We start from the raw sequence: 22,382 nt of genomic DNA, 5'->3' as shown, positions 1-22,382 counted from the left end.
CCCATGACGGAACCCAGAAGGCTGACAGACCCGGACGTGCTCAAGGCACTGACCCATCCGTTGCGCCGCCGGATCTTCCGGCTGCTGCGCGAGCAGGGGCCGGCCATGGTCACCTCGCTCGCCGAGCGGGCCGGCGCGGATCCCGGCCAGATCAGCTACCACCTGCGCGAGCTGGCCAAGCGGGGCTTCATCGAGGAGGCACCGGAGCTGGCCAGGGACCGGCGGGAGCACTGGTGGCGGGCGGCGACCGGGTCCTACGGCTGGTCCAGCACCGACTTCGAGGACCCGGCCGGGCGGGCGGTGGCCGAGACCGCGGAGCGGCTGCAGATCGAGGAGTCGTTCGAGCGGCTGCGCGCCTACCACTCGGTCAGGCCGGCCTGGTCGCGCGAGTGGCTGGACGCCGCCACGGCCGGCACGTCCGGGATGCGGCTGACCCCCGAGGAACTCAGTGCCCTGTCCCGAGAGCTGGGCGAGGTGCTGTGGCGCTGGGCCGAGGTGGGCCGGGTGGATCCGAAGCTCAGGCCCGAGGAACGGCCACAGGACGGCCGCGAGCACGTCTTCCTGTTCTACCACGCGTTCCCGGAGCAGTCGTGACGGCCGCGACCACCGTGCCCGCGCTCGCGGCACCCATCGACACCGCCCCTCGGATCCGCCCGGCCGTGCGCGAGCCGCAGTTCGTCTGCTACCTCGCCGGGCAGTCCGTCTCCCAGCTCGGCAACATGGTCTGGTACGTCGCGATGTCCTGGACCGCCGTGCAGGACGCGTCGGCCGCCACGGCCAGTGTGCTGATGATCCTCTCCTCGCTGCCCACGATCGCGTTCACGCTGCTCGGCGGCGTCATCGTGGACCGGCACGACGTGCGCCGGCTGATGCTCGGCAGCGACCTGCTGCGTACGCTCGTGACGCTGGCCGCCGCCGGAATCGCGCTGCTGCACCCCGGCATCGCGCTGCTCGCCGTGCTCGCGCTCGTCTTCGGTACGGTCAACGCCGTCTTCCAACCCGCGGCCGGCTCGATGCAGCCGCGGCTGTTGCGGCCCGAGCAGTACGCCGGCGGGGCGATGCTGAACACCGTGACCGGGCGGCTGGCGCTCTCGCTCGGCGGCCCGCTCGGCGGCCTCGCGGTGGCCTTCGGCGGTCTGCCGCTGGGACTGCTCGTGGACGCGGGGACCTTCGCGGTCTCCGTCGCCACGCTCTACTTCGTGCGCCCGGCCCCGCTCGCGGCGAGCGCGGCGGCCGGGAGCGGTCGGCGCGACTACGTGCGCGAGTTCCGGGCCGGATTCTCGTTCCTGTTCCGCCACCCCGTGCTCGGCCCGCTGTCCGCGGCCGTCCTGCTGATGGAGCTCGGCTTCATCGGGCCGATGAACATCGGGCTCGCGGTGCTCTCGAAGGCGCACGGCTGGGGCGCGCACGGGATCGGGCTCATGCTCACCGGCTTCGGGCTCGGCGCGGTGGCCGGCGCGATACTGACGAACCGGCTCAGGATCCGCAGCCACATCGGCACCTGGATCGCCGTGTCCGCCGCGTTGATAGGCGCCTCCCTCTACGCCGACGCCCGCGCCACCGACCTGCCGGCCGCGGTCGCGGCCACCGCCCTGGTCGGTCTGTTCGGCGGCCCGTCGAACGTCCTGGGCACCGTACTGATCCAGACCGAGACCCCGGACGCGCTGCGCGGCCGCGTCTCCTCGTTCCAGACCCTGATCAGCCTCGGCACCGTGCCGCTGGCCATGCTGGGCACCGGATTCGCCGCGGCGGCGGTCGGCGTGCACGCCACCTACGCGGCCTGCGCGGTGATCGAGGCCGCCGCCCTGCTCACCCTGCTGAGCCCCGCCTTCCGCAGGGCCCGCATAGCCGAGCGCGGGTCCGGCGGAGCAGTAGTCGAAGCCGAAGCCGAAGCCGAAGCCGCCGACCGGTCTCGGTGACCGGTCAGCGGCGGCCGCGGCGTTGCCAGACCTTGGCCGCCACCCCGGCCGGGAGCGCGGCCAGCCAGGTCAGCAGCCCGGCCTCGGCGGAGACGGCGAAGGCGATCGCGATACTGGCGGCGGCGATCAGCACGGTGGCGGCGAAGTCGGCGATCGTGCCCTGCGCGGCCCTGCCCTCCACCGGACGCGAGCGCAGCTTCTCGTCCCGCCGGACGGTCAGGAACAGCACAAGAAGCAGCAGATTGATGGCGGCGACGGTGGCCGCGTAGAGGGTGACGGCCACCGGCTCGCTGCCGCCGTAGTCGGCCAGCAGCGCGGTCGGGAACGGCAGCAGCGCCGCGACGCCCAGCAGCACCAGGTTCAGCCGGGTCACCCGGGCGTCGGCCCGGCGCACGAGATGGAAGATGCGGCGGTGGTCGCGCCAGACGGCGGCGATGATGGCGAAGCTCAGCGCGTACGCGCCGAGATGCGGCCAGGCCTGGCGCAGCGAGCGCGCGAAGCCGGCCCGGTCGAGCCCGTCGGGCACCGAGACGTCCAGTACGAGCAGCGTCATCGCGATCGCGAAGATGCCGTCGGACAACGCGATCAGCCGGTCCGGCCGCTGCTCGTGCTCGCCCAGGCCCGGTGGATCCTGAGCCGATGACACACCCGCCACGATCGCATCCGGCCGCCCCGCCGGGCCCCGATTGCGCCGCGCGGCGGCGTGTCGGCAGTGTGCCGGCCGCGGTCCTCGGTGACCGGCCTCAGCGGCGGTCGAGCGCGTGGCCGAGTTCCGCGGCGGCCTCGCGCACCCGGGCCGAGAGCGCGGCGGCGTCCGGCTGCTCGACCCAGCGCCGGAACGCGGTCCGGAAGATCGCCACGCCGACGTCCGCGAGCATGCCCGCCGTCGAGGGTGCGGCCCCGCGCCGGCGCAACGCCGCGTCCAGGGCGTCGGAGACGTCACCGAACTTGGTGCGGCTGCGTTCCTGCAGTTCGGGGCTCGCGTCGATGATCGCCTGACGCTGCGCCGCGAGCGGAGCGACCCGCTCGGCCAGCGCGTCGCCGACCCGTTCGAGGGCGCCGAGTAAGGCCTCGAGTGGCGTGAGCGCGGCGTCGGCCTTCCGCACGGCCTCGGCGAACGCGCCCGGAAGCTGCTCGGAACCGGCGAAGAGCACGTCGCGCTTGTCGGCGAAGTAGCGGGAGAAAGTGCGGCGCGCCAGCCCGGCGCGCTCGGTGATCTGCGCGACCGTGACGTTCTCGTACCCGTTCGCCAGGAACAGCTCGAGCGCGGCCGCGCGCAGCCGATCCTCTGCTCCCTGTTCCCAACGCGGCATGCCGGGAGTCTAGCAGTGATGGCTCATTGAGACATCGAGTGCTACAGTGCATCTGATGTCTCAATGAGTCATCAGTTCGCGAATCCAGGAGGAGCATCATGGCACTGACCGATCAGCGCATCGTCGTCATCGGCGGCAGTTCCGGCATGGGGCTGGCCACGGCCCAGGCGGCCGCCGAAGCCGGCGCCGTCGTCACCATCGCCTCCAGCAGCAGGGAGCGGGTCGAGGCCGCGCGCGCCGGACTCCCGGACAACTGCGACGGCGTCGTGCTCGACGTGCGCGACGAGGCGGCCGTGGCCGACCTGTTCGCCGACATCGGCGAACTCGACCACGTGGTGTTCACCGCGGGGGACCAGGCCGATCGCCGCGCGCTCAAGGACCTCCCGCTCGCCGAGGCCCGCCGCGGCTTCGAGGTGCGGCTGTGGGGAGCCGTCGCCGTGGCCAAGCACGCGTCCCCGCGCATCCGCCCGGGCGGCTCGATCACCCTCACCTCGGGCACGGCGAGCGTCCGTCCGATCCCCGGTGCCCCCCTCGCCTCGGCCGGCACCGCCGCCACCGAGGGCCTCGTACTCGGCCTGGCCGTCGACCTCGCGCCCGTCCGCGTCAACGCGGTCCGCGCCGGCGCCGTGCGCACCCCGCTGTGGGACGCCATCCCCGAACCCCAGCGCGCGGCCGTGCTCGGCAACTTCGCCAAGCGCGCCCTGACCGGAGCCGTCGGCGAGCCGGGGCAGATCGCCGCGGCCCACCTGTATCTGATGGAGAACCAGTTCGTCACCGGCACCGTGCTCACCGTCGACGGCGGCCTGGTGCTCACCGGGAACTGACCTGGTCAGCGGCTGGTGAGCCGGTACGGCAGGGTGCACACGAGGACGTCGGTGCGGGCCCGGAGCACCGTGGCGAGCAGCAGCCCGCGCTGGTTCTGCAGGATCCGGTAGCGCCGGCGGCGCGGCTCGACCTCGGGAATCAGCACCGCGATCTGCCGCCCGTCGCACTGGGCCTGCCGGACGTAGTCGAGGATCGGGTGGATGAGCGAGCGGTGCGGGCTCTCCACGACCTCCAGGCGCACGCCCGGGTTCCACTCCTCCCACGCGGCGCGGAAGCGTTCGCTGTACTCGGGGTCGAGGTGGATGCTGACCGCCACGACCTCGTCGCCGAAGGAGAGCGCGGCCGTCAGCGCGTACTCGGTCAGCCTGCTGATCTGGCCGACCGGCACGATCACCAGGCTCCGCCCCCCGTTCGGCCGGTCCGGGGTGGTGCCGAGGCCCAGTTCGTTCCCGACGACCCGGTAGTAGCTCTGCACCCGCGAGAACAGCAGCATCAGCGCGGGCACCGCGATGACCACGAGCCACGCCCCCTCGGTGAACTTCGTGCCGACGAACACCAGCGCGGCGGTCGCGGTCAGCACCGCGCCAGTGCCGTTGAGCACGGCGCGCGGCAGCCAGCTGCTCGGCCGCTGCCGGTACCAGTGCCGCAGCAGGCCGGCCTGGCTGATGGTGAAGCCGATGAACACGCCGATCGCGTACAGTGGGATGAGCCGGTCGGTCGCGGCGTCCACGGCGATCAGCAGGATCGCGGCCAGCGAGGCGAGCACGACGACGCCGAAGCGGTAGACCGGCCGCTCCGCGCGCAGGGCGAACAGGTGCGGCAGCCGGTGGTCCTTGGCCAGCAGGCTCATCAGGACCGGCAGGCCGCCGAAGCTGGTGTTCGCGGCCAGGGCGAGGACGAGGGCGACGACGATGTTCGTGGCGGAATACGCCCACCCGCCGCCGAACGCGCCCGCGGTGGCCTGGGCGAGCACGGTCACGCCGGTGCGCGGCGCGATGTGCTGGTGCACGACCACCACCGCGAGGCCGACCAGCATCGGGCCGAGCAGCGCGCCGAGCATCAGTTCGGTGCGCTGGGCCAGCTTGGCCCTTGGCTCGCGGAAGGACGGGACGCCGTTGGCGATCGCCTCGACGCCGGTCAGCGCCGAGCAGCCGGCCGCGAAGGCCTTGAGGATCAGCAGCACGCCCACGGTCTCGCTGACCGGCATCGGCGCGGCGGTGCCGACCACGGCGGCCGGGTGCGAGCGTACGATCCCGACCACGATGACGCCGAGGATCGCGCAGACGAACACCACCATCGGGAGCATCAGGATCCGGGCGCTCTCGGCGATGCCCCACAGGTTCACGACGGTGAGCAGGATCAGTCCGGCCAGGCAGACCTCGAGCAGGTGCGGCGCCAGTACCGGGAACGCGGAGGCCAGGCTCGCCGCGCCGGCCGCGAGGCTGACCGCGACGGTGAGCACGTAGTCCACCACCAGGCTCGCCCCGGCCAGCAGGCTGACGGTGGCCCCGAGGTCCTGCTTGCCGACCGCGTAGGCGCCGCCGCCGTCCGGATGCACCGCGATGACCTGGCAGTAGGAGAACACGAGCACGGCCAGCAGGGCGGCGATGGCCACGGCGATCGGCAGCGACAGGTGCAGCGCGGAGGAACCGGCGGCGGCCAAGACCAGCAGCATGGCCTCGGGGCCGTAGGCCACCGAGCTGAGCGCGTCGAGCGAGAGGGCGGCCAGCCCGCCGAAACTGGTCAGATGGTCCTTGCGGCCCTCACCGTGCCGCAGCGGCACCCGGGGCGCCACCTTCCGCGGAGCCGTAGAAAAACCCATGGATGTCTTCTCCGCTCAGCGGTTGTCGGCCGGCCGTCCACTCGAGCGCGCCGCGTCGTCTCCTCCCGCGGGCGGGGCGGCGCGCGGGTGCGGCCCTCGTCAGGGGCCGGAGCGTCGCGGGCGTCCTCCACGGTACCCGCGGGGGTGCCCGCCAGGGGCCGACGACATGCCGGGCTGTCGGGGGTCGTGTCACGTCGTGTCGTGTCGTGCGTCCCCCGTGCCCGCACCGGGCCCGGGCATGCGCGTACCGCCGCACGGTCCTGATGGCGGGGCCCGCCGGTGCTGGTGGCCGACGCCTTGGCAGATGCCGCGTGATGTGGGGCTCAGAACTGGGCGGCCTCGCGCAACCGGTCCATGTCGAAGATGCGGATGGAGCGGTAACCGGTCGAGACGAGGCCTCGTTCCCGCAGAGTGTGCAGAGCCCGGATCGCCGTCGGCGCGGACGTGTCGGCCAGAGTAGCCAGTTCACCCTGTGAAATCGGGAGGGAGATCGTGTGGCCGTCGGAACCGGCCTCACCGAACTCGCGAGCCAGATGGAGCAGGACCCTCGCGACCCTCTTGAGAGCCGGTGCGTCGAGATCGATGCGCTGTGACGAGGCTTCGCGAAGGCGCGAAACGATGTCCCTCGTCAAACCGGCCGCGATCGCCGGTGATGACTGGACACAGCGCAGGAACTCTTCCTGGCTGAACCAACGCACAAAGGTCTGTTCGACCGACGTCACGGTGGCCGGTTGGGGTTGCCCATCGAGGGCGGAGGCTTCTCCGACGATGTCCCCGGGCCCTCGCAGTGCGAGCAGGAGAGTGCGCCCGGACGGTGCGAAGACGGTGGCCTTGACGAATCCGCTCAGCACGATCGCCACGGATCTCGTCGCGTCGCCCTCTAAGAAGAGGGTTTCACCCGGCTTATAGAGACGCGGAAGGCCGGCCTGGAGCAGCCGATCGCGCGAAGCCTCGTCGAGCTGACCGAGAAACGAGGACGCTCGCCACTGACCGGTCGGCGCCGGCACGCGTTCCGTGGGAGTCTCGACGGGCTCCGCGCCTCGGAGGCTGAGCCACTTCTCTCGCCACTCTTCCGGGTCTCCACCGCATTGCCGCACGATGCCCTCGACGAGCTGCCACGACGCCAGTCTCCGTCCGGACAGGGCATCCGCGATCGTGCTCTTGCCGTACGGCATGCCGTGCGCCAGCGCGCGAATCGACAAGCCGGCCGAGTCGCGCAGGCTGTTGAGTTCCTGCGCGAACTCGGCTACCCGATCGTCAGCCGCCTGAACGGGAAGCGAGCGGGGCATGGCGCAGGCCTCAGTTCCCGAGGGCGCCGACGGTCTGGGCCGCGGAGAGCAGCGAACGGATGGAGCGCAGGATCTTGACGATGCCCCCGGGCGCGCTGCGCCCGAACAGCCTGGCCACGGCGTCGGTGGCGGTGTAGGAGGCGCTCACGCCCACGGGGACGGCGATCCGGAGATCCGGGATGCGGAAGAGCACGAGGGTCAGCAGCACGCACACCACGAACAAGGAGGTGGTCACCGCCCACGGGCTACCCGTGCCGCCGGAGCCGGCGGGAGGAGAGTACTCGGTCATGTCAGCCTTTCGCCGATCGGTGATCGGCCGCCTCGGGTGAGACGGCCGATTTTGAGCGAACCGGGGTTTTTCGTGAGCCTCGACCCGTACAGGGGCTCAGATGGCCGTCGCGGCACCCTGTCCGAAGCGGTCGAGCTTCCGGACAAGCATCTATGGCAGGACTCGAGTTCGCAAGGATCCGCAAGCTTTTCCGCTGCTTCGCCGCCACGGCGATGACGAGCGGGAAGGGCTCGGCCGCGTCGAGATCTCCCCCCGGTCGACCGCCTCGCGCGAGTAGAATGGGTCTACCGGACCGAGTATGTCCCGGGAGACCCGTCACATACTTTCCATCATCTGATCGGATTCGGCGCTCTGCCGGACAGCGGGATCGGGTCATCGGGCCGGTTCCGGTGCATACTTGGAGTTGTCCGGCCTCTTCACGGGGCCGGCGCCCAGACGCCGATCCCTCTGAACCGGGGTGCGTGCATTCGGGTGTGAAGACCCTCCGTGGCCGCGGGGGGTCTTTTTTCCGGCCCGGCTTCGACGTCTGATGAAACACACGGGTGGATGCGATCTCGTCTCCCGCTCTCGGCGAGGGGCTGTTTTCCGGCTGTTTTCCCCAGGCGCCGCACCGGTGTGCGCGACGGCCCGGATACCGACCCGTTGTCGGCACACCAGGACGAGGACCGATCTGACGACCGGTCGGCCTAAACGACCTGTTCCTAATGGAAGAACCGCGAATGGCTCGCGCAGTAGCCGTACCCGGCCCGGCCGGCCAGGTTCGAACGCTTGACCGTGGGCCGGGACATACCGCACGGCACCGGGGTCGAGTCCGTGATCCACACGGTAATTCCGAGGCCGACAGCAGCGGCGGACGCCCTCGCCACCGGTCGCACACCAACTCGTCATCGATTTTCACGTACGGTGCCGTGAGGAGGGTTCGAGGTCAGTCTTCACACACCGATCATCGGGGCCCTCGCCACCGCTACGACACCGACGGGCGTGTGGTTGGCAGCAACCGTACACACGTCGACTACGTCTCCACCGATGTGGTGGCCTCACGTCGTAGACACCTGATAACTGTGATGTCGGCCTGTGCCGTCGCTGTGGTCCTGACGGTCTGGGCCGCTTGGACCTATCTGCCGCGCGCCCTCGGATTGTGCCCCTTTCCCGTCGATCCGCGAGCGTACGCGCAGCAGGGGTGCTCGCTCATGCAGCCCGGGACCGGGATCACGAGCTTCGACCAGGGGTTGTCCTGGTATCGACTCCCCATGCCCACCGACGCTCAGAGTGTGCGTTTCTACATCGATCCGGGTGCATTTAACGGCGGCGACGCATTCTTCCTGCGCTTCGCCGACTCCCCAGCCGAGGTCGCCGAGTTCCTGGAGAAACTCCACGCCACCAAGCAGGACACGGGCGCCGAGGCGCTATGGAACACGGAGTCCGATGGGGAACCGGTCCCCTGGCAGTTCGATGACTCAATCAGATACGCGGTCTACACCTACAGCATTGCGAACGACCAGGACACTGGCGGCGGCACCGTCACCGTCGACCAGGCCGCGGGCGACCCGATCGTCTACGTCTACGCCGCGGGCGGGGGATGAAAGGACGACAACAGCCTCACCGGCTGCCTCGATCCGGCACAGCTTCCACACCGGCCAGACCTTCGGCCGATCGCCGACCGCCTACGGCCATGAGGAACTCTTCGTCTAGTTCCGGTTGACCGCGCGGGCGACGGCGGCGGCGATCGTGGTCGCCAGGATCCAGCCGGCGGCGGTGAGCACGTAGGCGATCCACTGCAGGCCGGGCGTCGGGATGAAGGATTTGCCCTGGCCGAAGTTGATCACCGGGAGCAGCAGATCGAGGGTGTAGACGACGGGGTTGAACACGGGGTGTGGATCGGTCGTGGCCGCGGTCGGCGGCCAGAGGGAGAACACGACGGTGCCGAGCACGAGCAGGCCGAGCAGCCAGCCGATCGCGCGTTCCGGCCGGTAGCCGTAGCCGACCGCGGCGTCCTGCAGGTGTCCCCAGGCCCGCGCGTACCACGGAAGGCGTCGGCGTCGCTCGCGCTGCTTGGCCAGCAGGATCAGGCGTGCGTCGCCGTCCTGCCCGGTCTGCCGGTAGACGGAGGCGAGCTGTTCGTAGGGCTGCGGCAGGAATCCCTCGCGATGCCTCTTGAGCCAGTCGGCACGGCTCGCGGCCATGTCGGCCGGTTCGAGGGCCTTGTAGGTCAGCCCGTCGAGGACGATGGTGTCGGGCCAGGTGGCCGGCTCGTCGCGCAGCACGTTGAGCACGCTGTGGCGCAGGTTCACGCCGCCCGCGGCCTTCGTCGCCGACCGCAGGTCGAGCAGGCCGACCCTGGCGTGCCACAGCGCGAGCGACCACTTCGCCGGATCGGTCAGGACCGCGGTGTGGAACGAGACCGAGGACCTGACGGTGGATCCGCTCAGGTCCACGGACCCCGAAGCGTGGAAGCCGTGGTTGCAGTGCACCCGTCCGGCGACGGAGAGGTCCTGGGCGTCGAGCGCGAACCCGTGCGGATTGACCAGCCTCGCCCCGCCGAAGTTCAGATTGCCTCCGATCCTGCTGCCGGTCAGGCGCACGCGGCCCTCGGCCCGGAAGTCCTTCGTGCAGTCCAGGCTCGCGCCGATCTCGGCGCGGTGGGCGATCAGCGCGTCGCCTCCCGGACTGATCAGCCGTGCGTCTCGGAGATCGACGAGCCCCGCCACCTTCGCACCGGACAGGCGCACCTCGCCGCGCGCCGCGAGCCCGCTCGCCTGGATGTTGCTGCCGAAATCTCCCCGCGACGCATAGAACGCGATGCCGCCCGGGTTCTCCAGCTCGGCTTCCTCCATCCGGATCTCGCCCCCCACGTGGGCGCCGCGTATCGTCACCTCTCCCTCGGCGCGGAAACGCTCCTGCATCGACAGATCGTTCTCGACACGGAGCCTGGGCGCGTTGAGCGCGACCTTGCCGACGTTGCGCAGCCGCGCGCCGTCGAGCCGCAGATCGCCGATGACGTGGGTGCCCGCGAGCGAGACCTGACCGTCGACGTGATTGCCGATCAGGCGCAGGTTGCCGTCGATCCGGGCCAGTGACGCGTCGAGGCCGACCAGCGCGCTGCCGATCACGCTCACCTGCCGGGTGTGCGCGCCGTAGAGCCAGATGGTCTCCGCGAACCTGCACTCCTTGAGCCTGAGGTGGTGCTGGAATTCGGCGTAGTCGAGGCTGAGGGTGCCGAGGACCTGCGCCCCCACCAGCCGGACCGCGGCCGGACCGCGCACCGCCTCGGGATGCCCGCCCAGCAGCAGCGCCGCGATGACACTCGCCCGCACGCGACGCCGGGGTCCCCAGCCCGCCGCGCCCATCGGATCGTCCACCGCGGGCTCGCCGACCCGAAGGTCCACCTCCGCACCGGTCGGGAACGCCTCCCAGAGCAGCCGCTCCGGCGCGGAGAGATCATCGACGCTCGTGGTGGACCCCCTGCGTGTCGGAAGACTGATCTCAGGGTAGCGCGACGGTGACCTGGAGTGCGACCCTTGACATGCGCGGTAGCCGAACGGTGATCATGGCGCATGACCCGCGCCCTTTCGACGCCGCCCGTTCTGCCCGCAGGTGTGCTCGCCGGTTCCCCCCAGCCGGTGCTGCCGGCCGGACAGGGCCTCCTGCTGCGCCCCTGGGAGCCGGCCGACGCGCCCCGGTTCCTGGCCGCCTACCAGGACACTGAGATCCGCCGCTGGCACACCCGCCGCCCCTCGACCGAGGCCGACGTCCACGACTGGTTCGCCGCGTATCGCCGGGACTGGGCGCAGGAAAGGGGCGGTCACTGGGCCGTCGCCCGCGAGCAGGACGGCGAGGTGCTCGGCCGGATCGCCTTGCGCGGCTTCGACTTCGACGACGGCATCGCAGGAGCCGCATACTGGGTCGTGCCGACCGCCCGCGGCGCCGGCGTGGCGACCAGCGCCCTGAGCGCGCTCACGGCCTGGGCCATCGACGAGATCGGCTTCTACCGCCTGCACCTGGACCACTCGACGCGCAACCACGCCTCGTGCCGGGTCGCCGAGAAGTCCGGCTACCTCCTCGAGGGAACCAAGCGCAGCGCCGCAGTACACGACGACGGCCGGCACGACATGCATCTCCACGCGCGTATCCGTCAGCTGTAGTTCGGGTACCCCTTCAGCAGCGACACCAGCTCCGCGTCCGACGCGCGATGGATGCTCAGCATGTACGCGCGCAGCAGCTGCGGATCCATCGTGGGCGGCGCCTGGAGGATGAACTCGACATCGCCGTGCTCGTAGATGACGATCTGGTAGACCCTCGGCGAGGACGGTGCGGTCGCACGCCACATATCGGGCGCCAGCTTGCCGCACACGTAGCTCTGAGCGGGATTCGGGCCGCACAGGGCCTTGTAGTCGCTGAAGTAGCCCGGCCCGGACTGCGCCGCCGAGAACATGATCGACGGCGCCTGCCCCGGCGCCGAGTCCGCCGGGCAGTGCGACACGCACGTGTACGTGGCGATGAACGGGCTGGTCGCGCCCTCCTCGCTGACGGATCCGGCGACCGGCCGGTACCCGGCCGGAGTGTCGCCGACGAGCAGCAGGTTGCTCGGTATGCGGCCCATCTGCGCGGCCTGAGGCTGGGGAGGGCCGATCCCACCGACACGGACCTGATGTCCGGCATTGAAGATCGCGACCGCGCCCACGATCAGCGCCACCGCGCCGACGAACCCGGCGAACGCGAGATTCCGGCGGACGCGCGGCCGGGCGGGGGCTGCGGGGCGCTCGCTCTCGAGCGTGTTCGCGTTCCTGTTCTCGAGCGCCGGGCGGGCGTCCTCGATCACGGGCCGCGCGTCTTCGATGACAGGCCGCGCGTCCTGCGGCTCCTCCGGATAAGCGTGCTGCGACCACTTCGCGTCCATCGACGCCCCCTTCCCCTCCCGCTGAACATGCACGCTATCAGCGGTAATCGGATGGTGTCGGAGGCCGGCCGTATCGTTCTCGCAACATCGTCAGGGAGGCGTCCATGGGGTTCTCGGGGCAGTACGTGTTCGGGAGAAGCGAGCGGCCGTTGCTGGAGGCGCCCGTCTTCGACGCGATACGCCCGCCGTGGGGGGACGGCGCTTGCGAACTGTGGCCGCGGCCGGGCGGCTGGCAGACACTGCAGCTGCGCGCCGAGCAGTGGGGGTCGGAGGAGTTGGCGGCGCTGGTGGAGTGGACCGGCGCGCCGGCGTGCTTCGCCGCGATCTTCGACAGCGATGTGGCGGACGTGGTCGGGCTGTGTCCGGACGGTCGGGAGTGGCAGACCGTGCTGGGCCTGGAGATCGCCGCGGAGATGGGTATCGGGCAGCTGGATACGCACGATACGCACGACACCCTGGAGCTGCTCGGGACGCCCGAGTATGCGCAGGCGTGCGCGGCCAGGCAGGCGGAGCTCGAGGAGGCGGTGCCCGCCTGCGCGCGGGCGGCGATCGCGTGGGCGAGTGCGGCCGGTGTGGCGACGGCCGCGCAGCAGAGTGCGATCGAGGCGGTGTTGCGCGCGCACGAGGTGTTCGTCGAGGAGGGTTTCATCGCCCTGATCGACGCGCTCGGCTTCCCGCCCGCCGTCGATCCGGACGAGGAGAGCGAGGAGTGATCGAGGGTGTCCCGCGGCGCCGTCGTCCAGCGTGGGGCACCGTCGTGCTCGGCCTGCCGGGTCTCAGCGGGCCGCGCGCGGCCTGTGCCAGGTGGCGTAGCCGGAGAAGGTGAGGACGGCGTGCGCGCCTTCGAAGAAGTCCGCGTCGTCGTGGTCGCGCCAGATCTCGGTGCCGTTGAAGGCGGACCGCAGTGCGGACAGCGGGATCACCGTGTAGGCGTCGCTGCGCACGTCGGTGCGGAACTGGACTTCGAGCAGGTCGTCTCGGACGAACGGGAGCAGGGGGGCGAGCAGCTCGTCCACCTCGGCCAGCCGCTCCGACGGAGGCAGTTCGGGGTCCGGCTGGGACCAGATGCCCATCGGGCCGGTGAGCATACCGCTCCCCTCTTCCGCGCTCAGCATGATCCGCTGCTCCGGCTCGCTCAGGTCGTACCGAGCCGGGTAGCCGGAGCGTGCCATGGCGAAGTAGGCGTCGAGGTACCAGCGCGCGTGCGCGGGTTCCGACGCGTCGAGCCGGTAGTGGCCCGGGTTCCGCTCGTCCCAGATCCACGTGGCCGGATCACGCAGCACCTCGTCGAGGTCGCAGGGGGCTACGACGGGATCCGACTGTTGAGGCATGAAGCTCTCCGACAGGCGTTGCAGGCTCAGCACGCCCTGGGCGATCAGGTCGGCGGCCGTGCTCGCGAACTCGGGGACCAGTGCGTGTGCCTCGATGGGGGAGTAGCCGCCGGCCGGCGGCGCGCCGGGGATGCCTTCCCAGCGCAGCGCCATGCCGTGGGACTGGATCAGGCCCGCGCAGCGTTTCGTGCGCAGTCCGGCCCGCACGAGGGAGCGCTCGACGGCGCTGAGCTGCGACCAGGGCCGCGTGTCCTCGGTCATGGCGTCTCCAGTACTTCGATCGGGCCGATGAGATGGCGGTTGAGTTCGTCGAGGTCTGCCGCGGGGATCCACAGCTCGAGCTTGTCGCTGCCGCCGGCCTGACAGGTCGGATAGCGTCGCGCGAAGCCGGTGGGCAGCCGGAATCGGGTCACGTACCCGGCGCCGGAGGCCGCGACGTTCCATTCGTCCGCGATCTGCCGGGCGTAGGCCTCGTTGAGTACGGGGTAGAAGATGGGCTGGTCGGGCAGCCGCGGTGGCCACGCGCGCATTCCGGTCGCGCGCAGCAGTTCGAGCTCGGCCGGGCCGACGGGGCGCCACAGCGTCGTGCTGCCGTCCGGATTCTCCCGGCGGCCACGGTGGATCTCACCGAGCAGCGCGGTCAGGTGGGGATCATCCGGATCGGCGACGTCGAGGGTCCGGGTGAACGCGGCCACCGCCGTGCCGTCCTCCCCGATCTCCTCGCGCAGGTACCGCCAGGTGCGCAGGTTCGACAGGTTGTACTCGGGACACGCCTCGGCCGGGGCGAGGGTCGCGATCGCCATGTCCAGCTCGGCGGCGTCGATGCGGGTGACGTAGGTGCCGCAGCAGTCACCCGTGGCCATGGACAGTGCCGCCATGGCCAGCAGGTCCAGCTGCTCTCCGGCCTCGGCGCGGTCGACCACGATCCGCCCCTCGGCGTCCTCGTGCATGATGCCCCAGGCCTTGGGCCGCTCCCAGTGCGCCGACAGCGCGGTCTCGAACTCGGCGAACTTGACGGCGAGCTGCTCGGGGGTGGTCCAGGCCTCGGTCATCGGACCATGATGACAGGGGGATGCAAAGCGAGACCAGTCGATTCGCGCGTCCCGCGGCGGCCGAAGAGTCTTCGCGCGAGCGCGTGCCAAACCGCGGGGCCGAGGTGCACGATCGCGCCGCAGCGGCCGCCGGCAGCACGGACGGGAAGCTCTACCCCGGCAACTGACGAGTCGCCGGTTTCCTGTGTTGGCTAAGGTGTTCGGCGCGTTGTCGTCGCGTTGTCGGCACGGGGGGAGTGGGCGTCCATGAGCACTGACCGTGCCGCGCCGAGGGTCACGCGGGAAGAGCTCCTCGCGATGATGCCGGCGCAGATCCGGCAGGCACTGCCCACGGATCCGTGGCGGCTGCAGGCGCTGTGGGATCTCGAGCTTCCCGTGCAACGTGTGCAGGTCGAGCAGCTGGCATGGTTGCTCGACCTGCCCTTGTGGCAACTGGACGGAACGCGCTTTCAGGTCAGCCCGCGTGCGGTCCGCGAGGATCCGGAGCGCTATCCCGACCACCTGAACCGGGCAATGGCCTCGGACCTGCGGTATCCCGTCCACCTCGTCAAGTACCGGGGGCGCCTGGTCGTCCTCGACGGCTTCCATCGGCTGCTGAAGGCGGTACTGGAAGGCCGCACCGAGATCGACGCGATGGTGGTGTCCGGTACCGATCTCAAAGCCATCGGCGCCGCGTAACCGGGTGCCGTTCGATGCGCAAGGGTTGACCTGCCGTTCACAAACGCGGCTCCTGACGGTGACATCCCGGCGGTGTCCTTGTCACGACCCGCTCGGATGAGGGCGGGGCGCGTCTAGGGTTCCGCCGGATGGCACCGGGTCTGGTCCGAGAGATGCAGGCGGGGCCCACGGCTCCGTTCCACGGCGGGAGAAAAGCCCGGGAGGCCAGGTGAGCTCGGCCTGTGGCCGGGCCCGGCTCCCGGAGTAGGCCGTGAGATCTCGCTACACACCACCCTCGGCACCCCAGGCTTTCTCAACAGCCTCATCTCGCCCGACGACCCCCGCGGCCACGGCGGCCCCGGCGGTCACGGCACCTGCGCACAGCCCCGGCGGACGGCCCCGGTGGCCCTCCGGCCGTTCTCCCCTGAGCTCACGCGGTCGCGCACCCCTGCGCGGAAAGGCGGGAATCGTGTCAACCATCGTATCTCCGACTCGAGATGAAGTCGCGCACGACGCGGCCGACCTGGCCGAGTTCGGCTACTCCCAGCAGCTGCGGCGCGGGCTCGGCCAGTACGCGTCCTTCGCGGCCGGCTTCTCCTTCGTCTCGATCCTGACCACCGTCTTCCAGCTGTTCTCCTTCGGCTACAGCTTCGGCGGCCCGGCCTTCTTCTGGACCTGGCCCCTGGTCTTCGCCGGCCAGTTCCTGGTCGCGCTCTGCTTCGCCGAACTCGCCGCCCGCTATCCGATCTCGGGCTGCGTCTACCAGTGGTCCCGGCGCCTTTCGACCGGGCTGATCGGCCACTTCGCCGGGTGGACGATGCTGATCGGGCAGGTGGTGAGCGTCTCGGCCGCGGCCATCGCGCTGCAGGTCGTGCTGCCCTCGGTGTGGAGCGGATTCCAGCTGGTCGGCGGGGATCCGACGCTGACCAGCAAGACCGGCGCGACCAACGCCGTACTGCTCGGCGCGATCCTGATCGCGCTGACCACGGTGGTGTCCTCGGTCGGCGTCAAGCTCACCTCCCTGATCAACTGCGTCGGCGTCACCTGCGAGCTGGTCGGCGTGGCCGCGCTGGTGGTGCTGCTGTTCGCGCACTCCGACCGCGGCCCGGGCGTCGTGCTGCACACCGAGGGCGCGGCCGGCGGCGGCTCCTACGTCTGGCCGTTCCTGGTCTCCGCGCTGATGGCCGCGTACGTCATGTACGGCTTCGACAGCGCGGGCGAGCTGAGCGAGGAGACGCGCTCGCCGCGCACGACCGCGCCCAAGGCGATCCTCAAGGCCCTGGCGGTGTCCGGGGCGGGCGGCGCCGCGCTGCTGCTCGGCGCGCTGATGGCGGCGCCCTCGCTGACGGACGGCCAGCTGGCCACCGAGGGCCTGCCCTACGTCGTGACCAGCCGCCTCGGCGAGGGCCTCGGCCGCGCCGTGCTGGTGGACGTCGCGATCGCGATCTGCGTGTGCACGCTCGCGATCCAGACCGCGGCCTCCCGGCTGACCTACTCGATGGCGCGCGACCGGGCCCTGCCGGGGGCCGAGCGGCTCTCCCGGGTCTCCCCGCGCACCGGCACGCCCGTGCTGCCGACCGTGCTCATCGGCCTGATCGCGATCGCGATCCTGGCTGTGAACGTGGGCCAGGCGCAGCTGTTCACCGCGATCACCAGCGTCGCCGTGGTGATCGTGTACGTCGCCTACCTGCTGGTCACGCTGCCGATGCTGCTGCGCCGGCGGGGGATGGCCCCGGCCGGTCCCGGGCGCTTCTCGCTCGGCCGCTTCGGCACGCCGGTCAATGCGCTCGCGGTCGGCTACGGGCTGTTCATGGCGGTGAACATGGCCTGGCCGCGCCAGGCGGTGTACGACCCGGCCGGCGGCCACTGGTACCTGCGGTACTTCGCGCTGCTGTTCTGCGCCGCCGTCGCCGTGCTCGGATACGCCACCTACCTGCTGGCCGGCCGCTCGACCCGGACCGCGCGCACGGCGGACCTGGCCGAGGCCGCGGAGGCCGCCGCGTGACCGGCTACACGATCGAGGTGCCGGGCGACGCGGCCGACTCGCTGCGGCTGCGCCGCCACCGGACCCTGACGCTGCGCTGCCTCGGCCCCGGCGCCAACGTGTCCATGCTCCTCTACGCGCTCGAGGACCGGACCGAGCGGCTCAACGTGCCGGACACGCTCAAGGCCCAGATGTCCGCGCGGGTCGCGGCCCCGATGGCGCTGATGTCCGACATGGGGCGCGCCCTGGCCTCGGTGACCGGCTCCAGCCTGGACTGGCACGACGCGATCACCGGGCACGGTCTGTCGGGTCTTGGCGGTGGCGGTGTCGGTGTCGGTGCCGGTGGCGGTGTCGCTGTCGGTGCCGGTGGCGGCGGTGCGCGCCGCGGCCTGCTCGACGAGCTTGCGAAACACGGTCTCGACCGCCGCGACCTGCACGCCACCGTCAACTTCTTCAGCAAGGTCGCGCCCGTCGGCGACGCGCGGGGCACGCTCGTGTACGAGCCCGGACACGCGGACGAGGGGGACTGGGTCACGCTGCGGGCCGAGATCGACCTGCTGGTGGTCCTGTCCACGGCGCCGCACCCGCTCGCTCCGGCCGCGTCCGGCAGCGCGTCGGCAGGCGCGTCCGGCAGCGTGCCCGGCGTGCGCCTCGAGATCGACGAAAGCCCGGCTCCCGGAGCCGAGGACGCGACCCGCCGGTTCCGGGCGGAGAGCGCGCGGGCGCTGGAACTGGCCGAGAGGAGCCACGCGTGAGCGACGAATTCGACCTCGACGACGTGATCGAGGCGGGCGACGGCTGGATCGGCGAGATCCCGGCGGGCACGCTGCTGCGCATCACCGACCTGCACGGCAATCAGGCCGTGGACACGCTCTTCTACGACGCGCACGACTACGCCAACCGCTACAGCGCGGTGGACACGATCCGCGAGCAGGGCGCGCTCTACCTGACCACCGGCTCCACTTTGCTGACCTGCGACGGCGACGCGCTCGCCACGATCGTCGAGGACACCTGCGGCCGCCACGACACCCTCGGCGGCGCGTGCTCGCAGGAGAGCAACGTCGTGCGCTACGGCGGGCACACCCGGTACCAGCCCTCCTGCCGCACCACCTTCCTGCGCATGACGCGGAAGTGGGGCAGGGGCCTGGGCAAGCGCGACCTCGGCCACAACATCAACTTCTTCATGAACGTGCCGCTCACCCCCGACGGCGGGCTCACCTTCGAGGACGGCGTCTCCGCGCCGGGCAAGTACGTGCAGCTGCGCGCCGAACGCGACCTGCTCGTGCTCATCTCCAACTGTCCGCAGATCAACAACCCGTGCAACGGCTACGACCCCACGCCCATCCGGCTGACCGGGCGGCGCCCATGACCTGGCGACTCGATGTCCTCGCCCCGGGCGTGCAGACCTCGGTCCAGGACCTCGGCGGCCGCAGAGGCCTGTGGCGGGTGGGCGTGCCACCGTCGGGCGCCTACGACACGCTCTCGTTCGCGCTCGCCAACGCGGCCGTCGGCAACGATCCGGGTGCCGCGGGCCTCGAGGCCGTGCTCGGCGGTCCGACACTGCGCTTCACCGCGTCGACCGGGTCAGAGGGCAGCGACGGAGGTACCCGCGGCCCGCTGCTCGCCGCGGTCACCGGCGCCTGCGGCGAGGCCCGGTTGAACGGACGAGCGGTGCGGCCGGGGGAGCCCTTCGCCGCGTACGACGGGGACGTGCTCGCGTTCGGGCCCTGCGGTCCGGCCGGGCTGCGCGGCTACCTCGCAGTCCGCGGCGGGCTCGCGGTGGACCGCGTGCTCGGCAGCCGGGCGACCTTCCTGCTCGGCGGCTTCGGCGGCGGCACCGGCAGCGCGCTGGCCGCGGGCGACGTCCTCGGCGTCGGCCGGGACGAGAACTGCGCCGCCCCCGCCGCGCTCACCGCGGTGCTGCCCGCCCTCGCCGACCGCTGGACCCTGCGCGTGATCCCCGGCCCGCACGGCGCTCCGGACTACTTCACCGGCGACGCGCTGGCCGAGCTCTTCGCGGCCGTGTGGACGGTGGACCACCGCAGCGACCGCACCGGAACCCGGCTCGCCGGACCGGCGGTGCGCTTCGCCCGCGACGACGGCGGCGAGGCCGGACTGCACCCCTGCAACATCCACGACTCGGCGTATCCCGTCGGCGGGATCATGATCTCCGGCGACACCCCGGTCATCGTCGGGCCGGACGGCCCCAGCCTCGGCGGATTCGTCGTGCCGGCCGGAGTGATCCAGGCGGACCTGTGGAAGCTCGGCCAGCTGCGCCCCGGAGACCGCGTCCGCCTCGAGCCGGTCACGCCCGCCCAGGCGGAGATCGCCCGCGAGGAACGCCGCCGCCTGCTCGCCGACCCGCGCGCCGCCGCGGCCGCCGTGATCTTCCCGCCGCCGCCCGCGCCGTCCGCTCCACCGCCGGGAACCGCCGCACAGCCGGATCCGCAGCCGGATGCGCGGCCGGATGCGCAGCTCACCGCCCAGGACCGCCCCGCTCCGCTGCTCTCCCTGCCCGCCCAGGCCGGCCGTCCCGAGCTCTCCGTCCGCCTCAGCGGGGACCATCACCTGCTGGTCGAGGTCGGTCCGGCCCGCCTCGACCTCACCGTACGAGCGCGGATCCACCTGCTGCACCGCGAACTGACCGCGCGCGCCCAGCTCACCGCCGCGGCCGGGGTGCCGGAGAACGTCGAGGGTGTCAGGTCACTGCTTCTCGGCTTCGACCCGGCGGTCCTGGATCCGCGCGAGCTGGCCGCCCGGGTGGGTGACGCCTGGCTCGCCACGCCCGACCCGGCCGGCGTCGAGCTGCCCGTGCGCGAGGTGACGATGCCGATCTGCTTCGACGATCCCGACGCGCACGAGGCGATGCGCCGCTACCAGCGCGGGGTGCGCCCGGACGCGCCGTGGTGCCCGGACAACGTCGAGTTCATCCGGCGTGTCAATGGCCTGCGTGACCGGGACGAGGTGTTCGAGATCGTGCAGAAGGCGACGTACCTGGTCATCGGACTCGGCGACGTCTACCTCGGCGCCCCGCTGGCGGTGCCGCTGGATCCGGCGCACCGCCTGGTGACGACCAAGTACGATCCGCCGCGGACCTGGACTCCGGAGAACGCGGTCGGCATCGGCGGCGCCTACCTGTGCGTCTACGGCATGGAGGGTCCGGGCGGCTACCAGCTCGTCGGCCGGACCGTGCCCGTCTGGCGCAAACCGGCCGCGGACCAGGCCGGCCGCAGCCCCGAGCCCGCGTGGCTGCTGCGCAACTTCGACCTGCTGCGGTTCGAGCCCGTCGGCCATGACGAGCTGCTCGAGCTGCGCGCCGCGGTCGCCGACGGAACCATCGGGCTGAGTATGCGCGAAACGACCCTCGACCTCGGCACGCTGCCGGGTCCGGACACCCCGCAGCCGCCGGAGACCATGGATTTCATCCAGCTCCGCGAGCGCGCGTTCGCCGCCGAGCGGGCCCGCTGGGCACAGGCCGCGGCCGCGAAGACAGGAGCCTGACGCAGTGGGCAAGGGCGCAGTGGGCAAGGACACGGTAGGCAAGGACGCGGTGAGCACAGTGAACAAGGACACGGATATGCCGGAGCCGGGACCCGAGTGGATCCACCGCTTCCCGGCCGACGAATCCGCCCGGATCGTCGCCCGGGAACTCGCCGGCCTCCTCGACGCGGGTGCCACCGCCGCAGGCCCGCTCACCGGCACCTCCTTCGCGGTGAAGGACAACATCGACATCGCCGGAATCCCCACCACCGCCGCGTTCCGCGCCCGAGCCGAGCGTCCGGCGCAGGCCACGGCCACCGCCGTGCGGCGGCTGATCCACGCGGGCGCCGTCCCCGCCGGCAAGTCGAACCTCGACCAGTTCGCCACCGGTTTGGTCGGCACGCGCAGCCCCTACGGCGCCTGCCACGCCGTCGGCCATCCGGACTATGCCTCGGGCGGGAGCAGTTCGGGGAGCGCGGTGGCGGTCGCCTCCGGTCAGGTCGACTTCGCGCTGGGCACCGACACGGCCGGTTCGGGCCGCGTCCCGGCCGCGTTCAACGGCCTGGTCGGCATGAAGCCCTCGCGCGGCCTGGTCTCCACCACCGGAGTCGTGCCGGCCTGCCGCTCCCTCGACTGTGTCAGCATCTTCACGCGCTCGGTCGGCGCCGCGCGCCAAGTCTTCCAGGTGCTCGCCGCGTACGACCCCGCCGACCCGTACTCACGGCCCTGGCCCGCGCACCGCCCGCACATCGCCGCCACCCCGCGCGTCATCGCGATCCCCGCAGGCCCGCTCGACCTCGACGACGAGCACCGCAAGGCCTGGGACGCCGCGCTGCGCCGCGCCCACGAGGTAGCGCAGTACGTCGTCGAGATCGACGTCGAACCCTTCATCGCCGCCGGACGGCTGCTGTATCAGGGCCCGTGGGTCGCCGAGCGCTGGAACGCGATCGCCCCGATGCTCGGCGAGCCGGGCCTCGACCACGGCGACCTCGACCCGACCGTGCGGCGGGTGCTGACCGGCGCGGACGCGATCGGCGCCGCCGCGGCCTTCGCGGGCTTCGACGAACTGGCGCGGCTGCGGCGGGCGAGCGAGCACACCTGGGACGTCGCCGACGCGCTGCTGCTCCCCGTCACCCCCGGCCACCCCACGCTGGCCGAGGTCGCCGCGGACCCGGTCGGCGTCAACACCCGCCTGGGCACGTACACGAACTTCGTCAACCTGCTCGACCTGTGCGCGATCGCCGTCCCCGCGGGCGAACGCCCGGACGGCCTGCCCTTCGGCGTGCAGTTCATCGGCCCCGCCTTCGCCGACGACCGCCTGCTCGACCTCGCCGCCGTATGGACCGGCGAAGCAGAACCCGAAGACGCGCCCCCGCGTCCCGGCTGGACCCGCCTCGCCGTCGTCGGCGCCCACCTGTCCGGCCTGCCGCTGAACCACCAGCTGCGCGAACTCGGCGCCAGGCTCATCAGCCGTACCAGGACCGCGGCGGGCTACCGCCTGCACCACCTCCCCGCCACCAACCC

The 22,382-nt window shown here is 71.7% G+C and carries 21 protein-coding genes, 1 pseudogene and 1 riboswitch; of the genes and pseudogenes, 12 read left to right on the top strand and 10 right to left on the bottom strand.

The window, feature by feature from the left end; translation table 11 throughout:
* Positions 1 to 3 precede the first annotated feature (3 nt).
* Together KDL01_RS14240 and KDL01_RS14235 are read left to right on the top strand one after the other, a co-directional pair.
* The gene (locus KDL01_RS14240) at positions 4 to 594 is read left to right on the top strand and encodes a winged helix-turn-helix domain-containing protein (RefSeq protein WP_212528949.1); all 591 of its coding nucleotides are present in this window, start codon (positions 4 to 6) and stop codon (positions 592 to 594) included.
* Complete coding sequence (locus KDL01_RS14235) at positions 591 to 1,919, top strand: MFS transporter (RefSeq protein WP_212528948.1); 1,329 nt, start codon at positions 591 to 593, stop codon at positions 1,917 to 1,919. Before KDL01_RS14240 ends, KDL01_RS14235 begins: the two co-directional genes overlap by 4 nt.
* Positions 1,920 to 1,923: 4 nt before the next feature.
* On the opposite strand, the gene KDL01_RS14230 is transcribed toward KDL01_RS14235, so the two are convergent.
* Positions 1,924 to 2,565: a TMEM175 family protein gene (locus tag KDL01_RS14230; protein WP_212528947.1), complete on the bottom strand. Its 642-nt coding sequence runs from the start codon at positions 2,563 to 2,565 to the stop codon at positions 1,924 to 1,926.
* Between the two features lie 97 nt (positions 2,566 to 2,662).
* The gene (locus KDL01_RS14225) at positions 2,663 to 3,232 is read right to left on the bottom strand and encodes a TetR family transcriptional regulator (RefSeq protein WP_212528946.1); all 570 of its coding nucleotides are present in this window, start codon (positions 3,230 to 3,232) and stop codon (positions 2,663 to 2,665) included.
* A gap of 98 nt (positions 3,233 to 3,330) precedes the next feature.
* On the opposite strand from KDL01_RS14225, the gene KDL01_RS14220 reads away from it, so the two are divergent.
* Positions 3,331 to 4,056 carry an SDR family oxidoreductase gene (locus tag KDL01_RS14220; protein WP_212528945.1) on the top strand — a complete coding sequence of 242 codons (726 nt, stop codon included), beginning with the start codon at positions 3,331 to 3,333 and terminating at the stop codon, positions 4,054 to 4,056.
* 5 nt (positions 4,057 to 4,061) lie between these two features.
* Here KDL01_RS14220 and KDL01_RS14215 read toward each other — a convergent pair whose 3' ends face one another.
* The 4 genes and pseudogenes from KDL01_RS14215 to KDL01_RS46775 all read right to left on the bottom strand — a co-directional run.
* Positions 4,062 to 5,879 (bottom strand): APC family permease, encoded by a 1,818-nt coding sequence (locus KDL01_RS14215; protein WP_438801961.1) that lies wholly within the window; start codon positions 5,877 to 5,879, stop codon positions 4,062 to 4,064.
* Between the two features lie 323 nt (positions 5,880 to 6,202).
* Positions 6,203 to 7,168 (bottom strand): cyclic nucleotide-binding domain-containing protein, encoded by a 966-nt coding sequence (locus tag KDL01_RS14210; protein ID WP_212528943.1) that lies wholly within the window; start codon positions 7,166 to 7,168, stop codon positions 6,203 to 6,205.
* Between the two features lie 10 nt (positions 7,169 to 7,178).
* On the bottom strand, positions 7,179 to 7,403 hold the full coding sequence (locus KDL01_RS14205) for a hypothetical protein (protein ID WP_212528942.1): 225 nt from the start codon (positions 7,401 to 7,403) through the stop codon (positions 7,179 to 7,181).
* Between the two features lie 761 nt (positions 7,404 to 8,164).
* Positions 8,165 to 8,337, bottom strand: a pseudogene (locus tag KDL01_RS46775) (IS982 family transposase); the annotation flags it as partial.
* Positions 8,338 to 8,707: 370 nt separating this feature from the next.
* Between KDL01_RS46775 and KDL01_RS14195 the strand changes: the two are divergent.
* Positions 8,708 to 9,040: a hypothetical protein gene (locus KDL01_RS14195; RefSeq protein ID WP_212528941.1), complete on the top strand. Its 333-nt coding sequence runs from the start codon at positions 8,708 to 8,710 to the stop codon at positions 9,038 to 9,040.
* 105 nt (positions 9,041 to 9,145) lie between these two features.
* Here KDL01_RS14195 and KDL01_RS14190 read toward each other — a convergent pair whose 3' ends face one another.
* Positions 9,146 to 10,843, bottom strand: coding sequence for a hypothetical protein (locus KDL01_RS14190; RefSeq protein ID WP_212528940.1), 1,698 nt, complete (start codon positions 10,841 to 10,843; stop codon positions 9,146 to 9,148).
* A gap of 168 nt (positions 10,844 to 11,011) precedes the next feature.
* Between KDL01_RS14190 and KDL01_RS14185 the strand changes: the two genes are divergently transcribed.
* Complete coding sequence (locus tag KDL01_RS14185) at positions 11,012 to 11,599, top strand: GNAT family N-acetyltransferase (RefSeq protein ID WP_212528939.1); 588 nt, start codon at positions 11,012 to 11,014, stop codon at positions 11,597 to 11,599.
* On the opposite strand, the gene KDL01_RS14180 is transcribed toward KDL01_RS14185, so the two are convergent.
* Entirely contained in the window at positions 11,590 to 12,354 is a 765-nt protein-coding gene (locus tag KDL01_RS14180; protein WP_212528938.1) for a hypothetical protein, read from the bottom strand. The genes KDL01_RS14185 and KDL01_RS14180 overlap by 10 nt on opposite strands.
* Positions 12,355 to 12,458: 104 nt before the next feature.
* On the opposite strand from KDL01_RS14180, the gene KDL01_RS14175 reads away from it, so the two are divergent.
* On the top strand, positions 12,459 to 13,067 hold the full coding sequence (locus tag KDL01_RS14175) for a hypothetical protein (RefSeq protein WP_212528937.1): 609 nt from the start codon (positions 12,459 to 12,461) through the stop codon (positions 13,065 to 13,067).
* A 63-nt stretch (positions 13,068 to 13,130) separates the two neighbouring features.
* Here the strand turns inward: KDL01_RS14175 and KDL01_RS14170 are convergent, their stop codons facing one another.
* Together KDL01_RS14170 and KDL01_RS45935 are read right to left on the bottom strand one after the other, a co-directional pair.
* Positions 13,131 to 13,946 (bottom strand): hypothetical protein, encoded by an 816-nt coding sequence (locus KDL01_RS14170; protein ID WP_212528936.1) that lies wholly within the window; start codon positions 13,944 to 13,946, stop codon positions 13,131 to 13,133.
* A complete protein-coding gene (locus tag KDL01_RS45935) occupies positions 13,943 to 14,308 on the bottom strand; it encodes an ADP-ribosylation/crystallin J1 (RefSeq protein ID WP_368861570.1) in 366 nt (121 codons plus the stop codon). The genes KDL01_RS14170 and KDL01_RS45935 overlap by 4 nt, the downstream gene beginning before the upstream one ends.
* 675 nt (positions 14,309 to 14,983) lie before the next feature.
* On the opposite strand from KDL01_RS45935, the gene KDL01_RS14160 reads away from it, so the two are divergent.
* The 6 genes from KDL01_RS14160 to atzF all read left to right on the top strand — a co-directional run.
* Positions 14,984 to 15,415 (top strand): hypothetical protein, encoded by a 432-nt coding sequence (locus KDL01_RS14160; protein WP_212528934.1) that lies wholly within the window; start codon positions 14,984 to 14,986, stop codon positions 15,413 to 15,415.
* Positions 15,416 to 15,517: 102 nt separating this feature from the next.
* A riboswitch (guanidine-I (ykkC/yxkD leader) is annotated at positions 15,518 to 15,620 on the top strand.
* 243 nt (positions 15,621 to 15,863) lie between these two features.
* Complete coding sequence (locus tag KDL01_RS14155) at positions 15,864 to 17,399, top strand: amino acid permease (RefSeq protein WP_212528933.1); 1,536 nt, start codon at positions 15,864 to 15,866, stop codon at positions 17,397 to 17,399.
* Positions 17,396 to 18,133 (top strand): DUF1989 domain-containing protein, encoded by a 738-nt coding sequence (locus KDL01_RS14150; RefSeq protein ID WP_212528932.1) that lies wholly within the window; start codon positions 17,396 to 17,398, stop codon positions 18,131 to 18,133. Before KDL01_RS14155 ends, KDL01_RS14150 begins: the two co-directional genes overlap by 4 nt.
* Complete coding sequence (locus KDL01_RS44535) at positions 18,130 to 18,747, top strand: urea amidolyase associated protein UAAP2 (RefSeq protein WP_212528931.1); 618 nt, start codon at positions 18,130 to 18,132, stop codon at positions 18,745 to 18,747. The genes KDL01_RS14150 and KDL01_RS44535 overlap by 4 nt, the downstream gene beginning before the upstream one ends.
* Positions 18,744 to 20,879, top strand: coding sequence for a 5-oxoprolinase/urea amidolyase family protein (locus KDL01_RS14140; protein ID WP_212528930.1), 2,136 nt, complete (start codon positions 18,744 to 18,746; stop codon positions 20,877 to 20,879). Before KDL01_RS44535 ends, KDL01_RS14140 begins: the two co-directional genes overlap by 4 nt.
* A 4-nt stretch (positions 20,880 to 20,883) precedes the next feature.
* A partial coding sequence (gene atzF, locus KDL01_RS14135) for an allophanate hydrolase (RefSeq protein WP_212528929.1) occupies positions 20,884 to 22,382 on the top strand: 1,499 nt, incomplete at its 3' end.

It is taken from the genome of Actinospica durhamensis (genome assembly GCF_018139695.1).
Classification (GTDB): Bacteria; Actinomycetota; Actinomycetes; order Streptomycetales; family Catenulisporaceae; genus Actinospica; species Actinospica durhamensis.
Note: the sequence above shows the minus strand (reverse complement) of the source record. Positions and strands in the feature narration are given on the sequence as shown.

What these genes read in the sequence shown, in the direction of transcription:
- KDL01_RS14140 (WP_212528930.1), top strand. Translation starts at nt 18,744, where the DNA reads ATGACCTGGCGACTCGATGTCCTCGCCCCGGGCGTGCAGACCTCGGTC.
- KDL01_RS14185 (WP_212528939.1), top strand. Translation starts at nt 11,012, where the DNA reads ATGACCCGCGCCCTTTCGACGCCGCCCGTTCTGCCCGCAGGTGTGCTC.
- KDL01_RS14170 (WP_212528936.1), bottom strand. Translation starts at nt 13,946, where the DNA reads ATGACCGAGGACACGCGGCCCTGGTCGCAGCTCAGCGCCGTCGAGCGC.
- KDL01_RS14240 (WP_212528949.1), top strand. Translation starts at nt 4, where the DNA reads ATGACGGAACCCAGAAGGCTGACAGACCCGGACGTGCTCAAGGCACTG.
- KDL01_RS14225 (WP_212528946.1), bottom strand. Translation starts at nt 3,232, where the DNA reads ATGCCGCGTTGGGAACAGGGAGCAGAGGATCGGCTGCGCGCGGCCGCG.
- KDL01_RS14175 (WP_212528937.1), top strand. Translation starts at nt 12,459, where the DNA reads ATGGGGTTCTCGGGGCAGTACGTGTTCGGGAGAAGCGAGCGGCCGTTG.
- KDL01_RS14220 (WP_212528945.1), top strand. Translation starts at nt 3,331, where the DNA reads ATGGCACTGACCGATCAGCGCATCGTCGTCATCGGCGGCAGTTCCGGC.
- KDL01_RS14195 (WP_212528941.1), top strand. Translation starts at nt 8,708, where the DNA reads ATGCCCACCGACGCTCAGAGTGTGCGTTTCTACATCGATCCGGGTGCA.
- KDL01_RS14215 (WP_438801961.1), bottom strand. Translation starts at nt 5,879, where the DNA reads ATGGGTTTTTCTACGGCTCCGCGGAAGGTGGCGCCCCGGGTGCCGCTG.
- KDL01_RS14180 (WP_212528938.1), bottom strand. Translation starts at nt 12,354, where the DNA reads ATGGACGCGAAGTGGTCGCAGCACGCTTATCCGGAGGAGCCGCAGGAC.
- KDL01_RS14160 (WP_212528934.1), top strand. Translation starts at nt 14,984, where the DNA reads ATGAGCACTGACCGTGCCGCGCCGAGGGTCACGCGGGAAGAGCTCCTC.
- KDL01_RS14210 (WP_212528943.1), bottom strand. Translation starts at nt 7,168, where the DNA reads ATGCCCCGCTCGCTTCCCGTTCAGGCGGCTGACGATCGGGTAGCCGAG.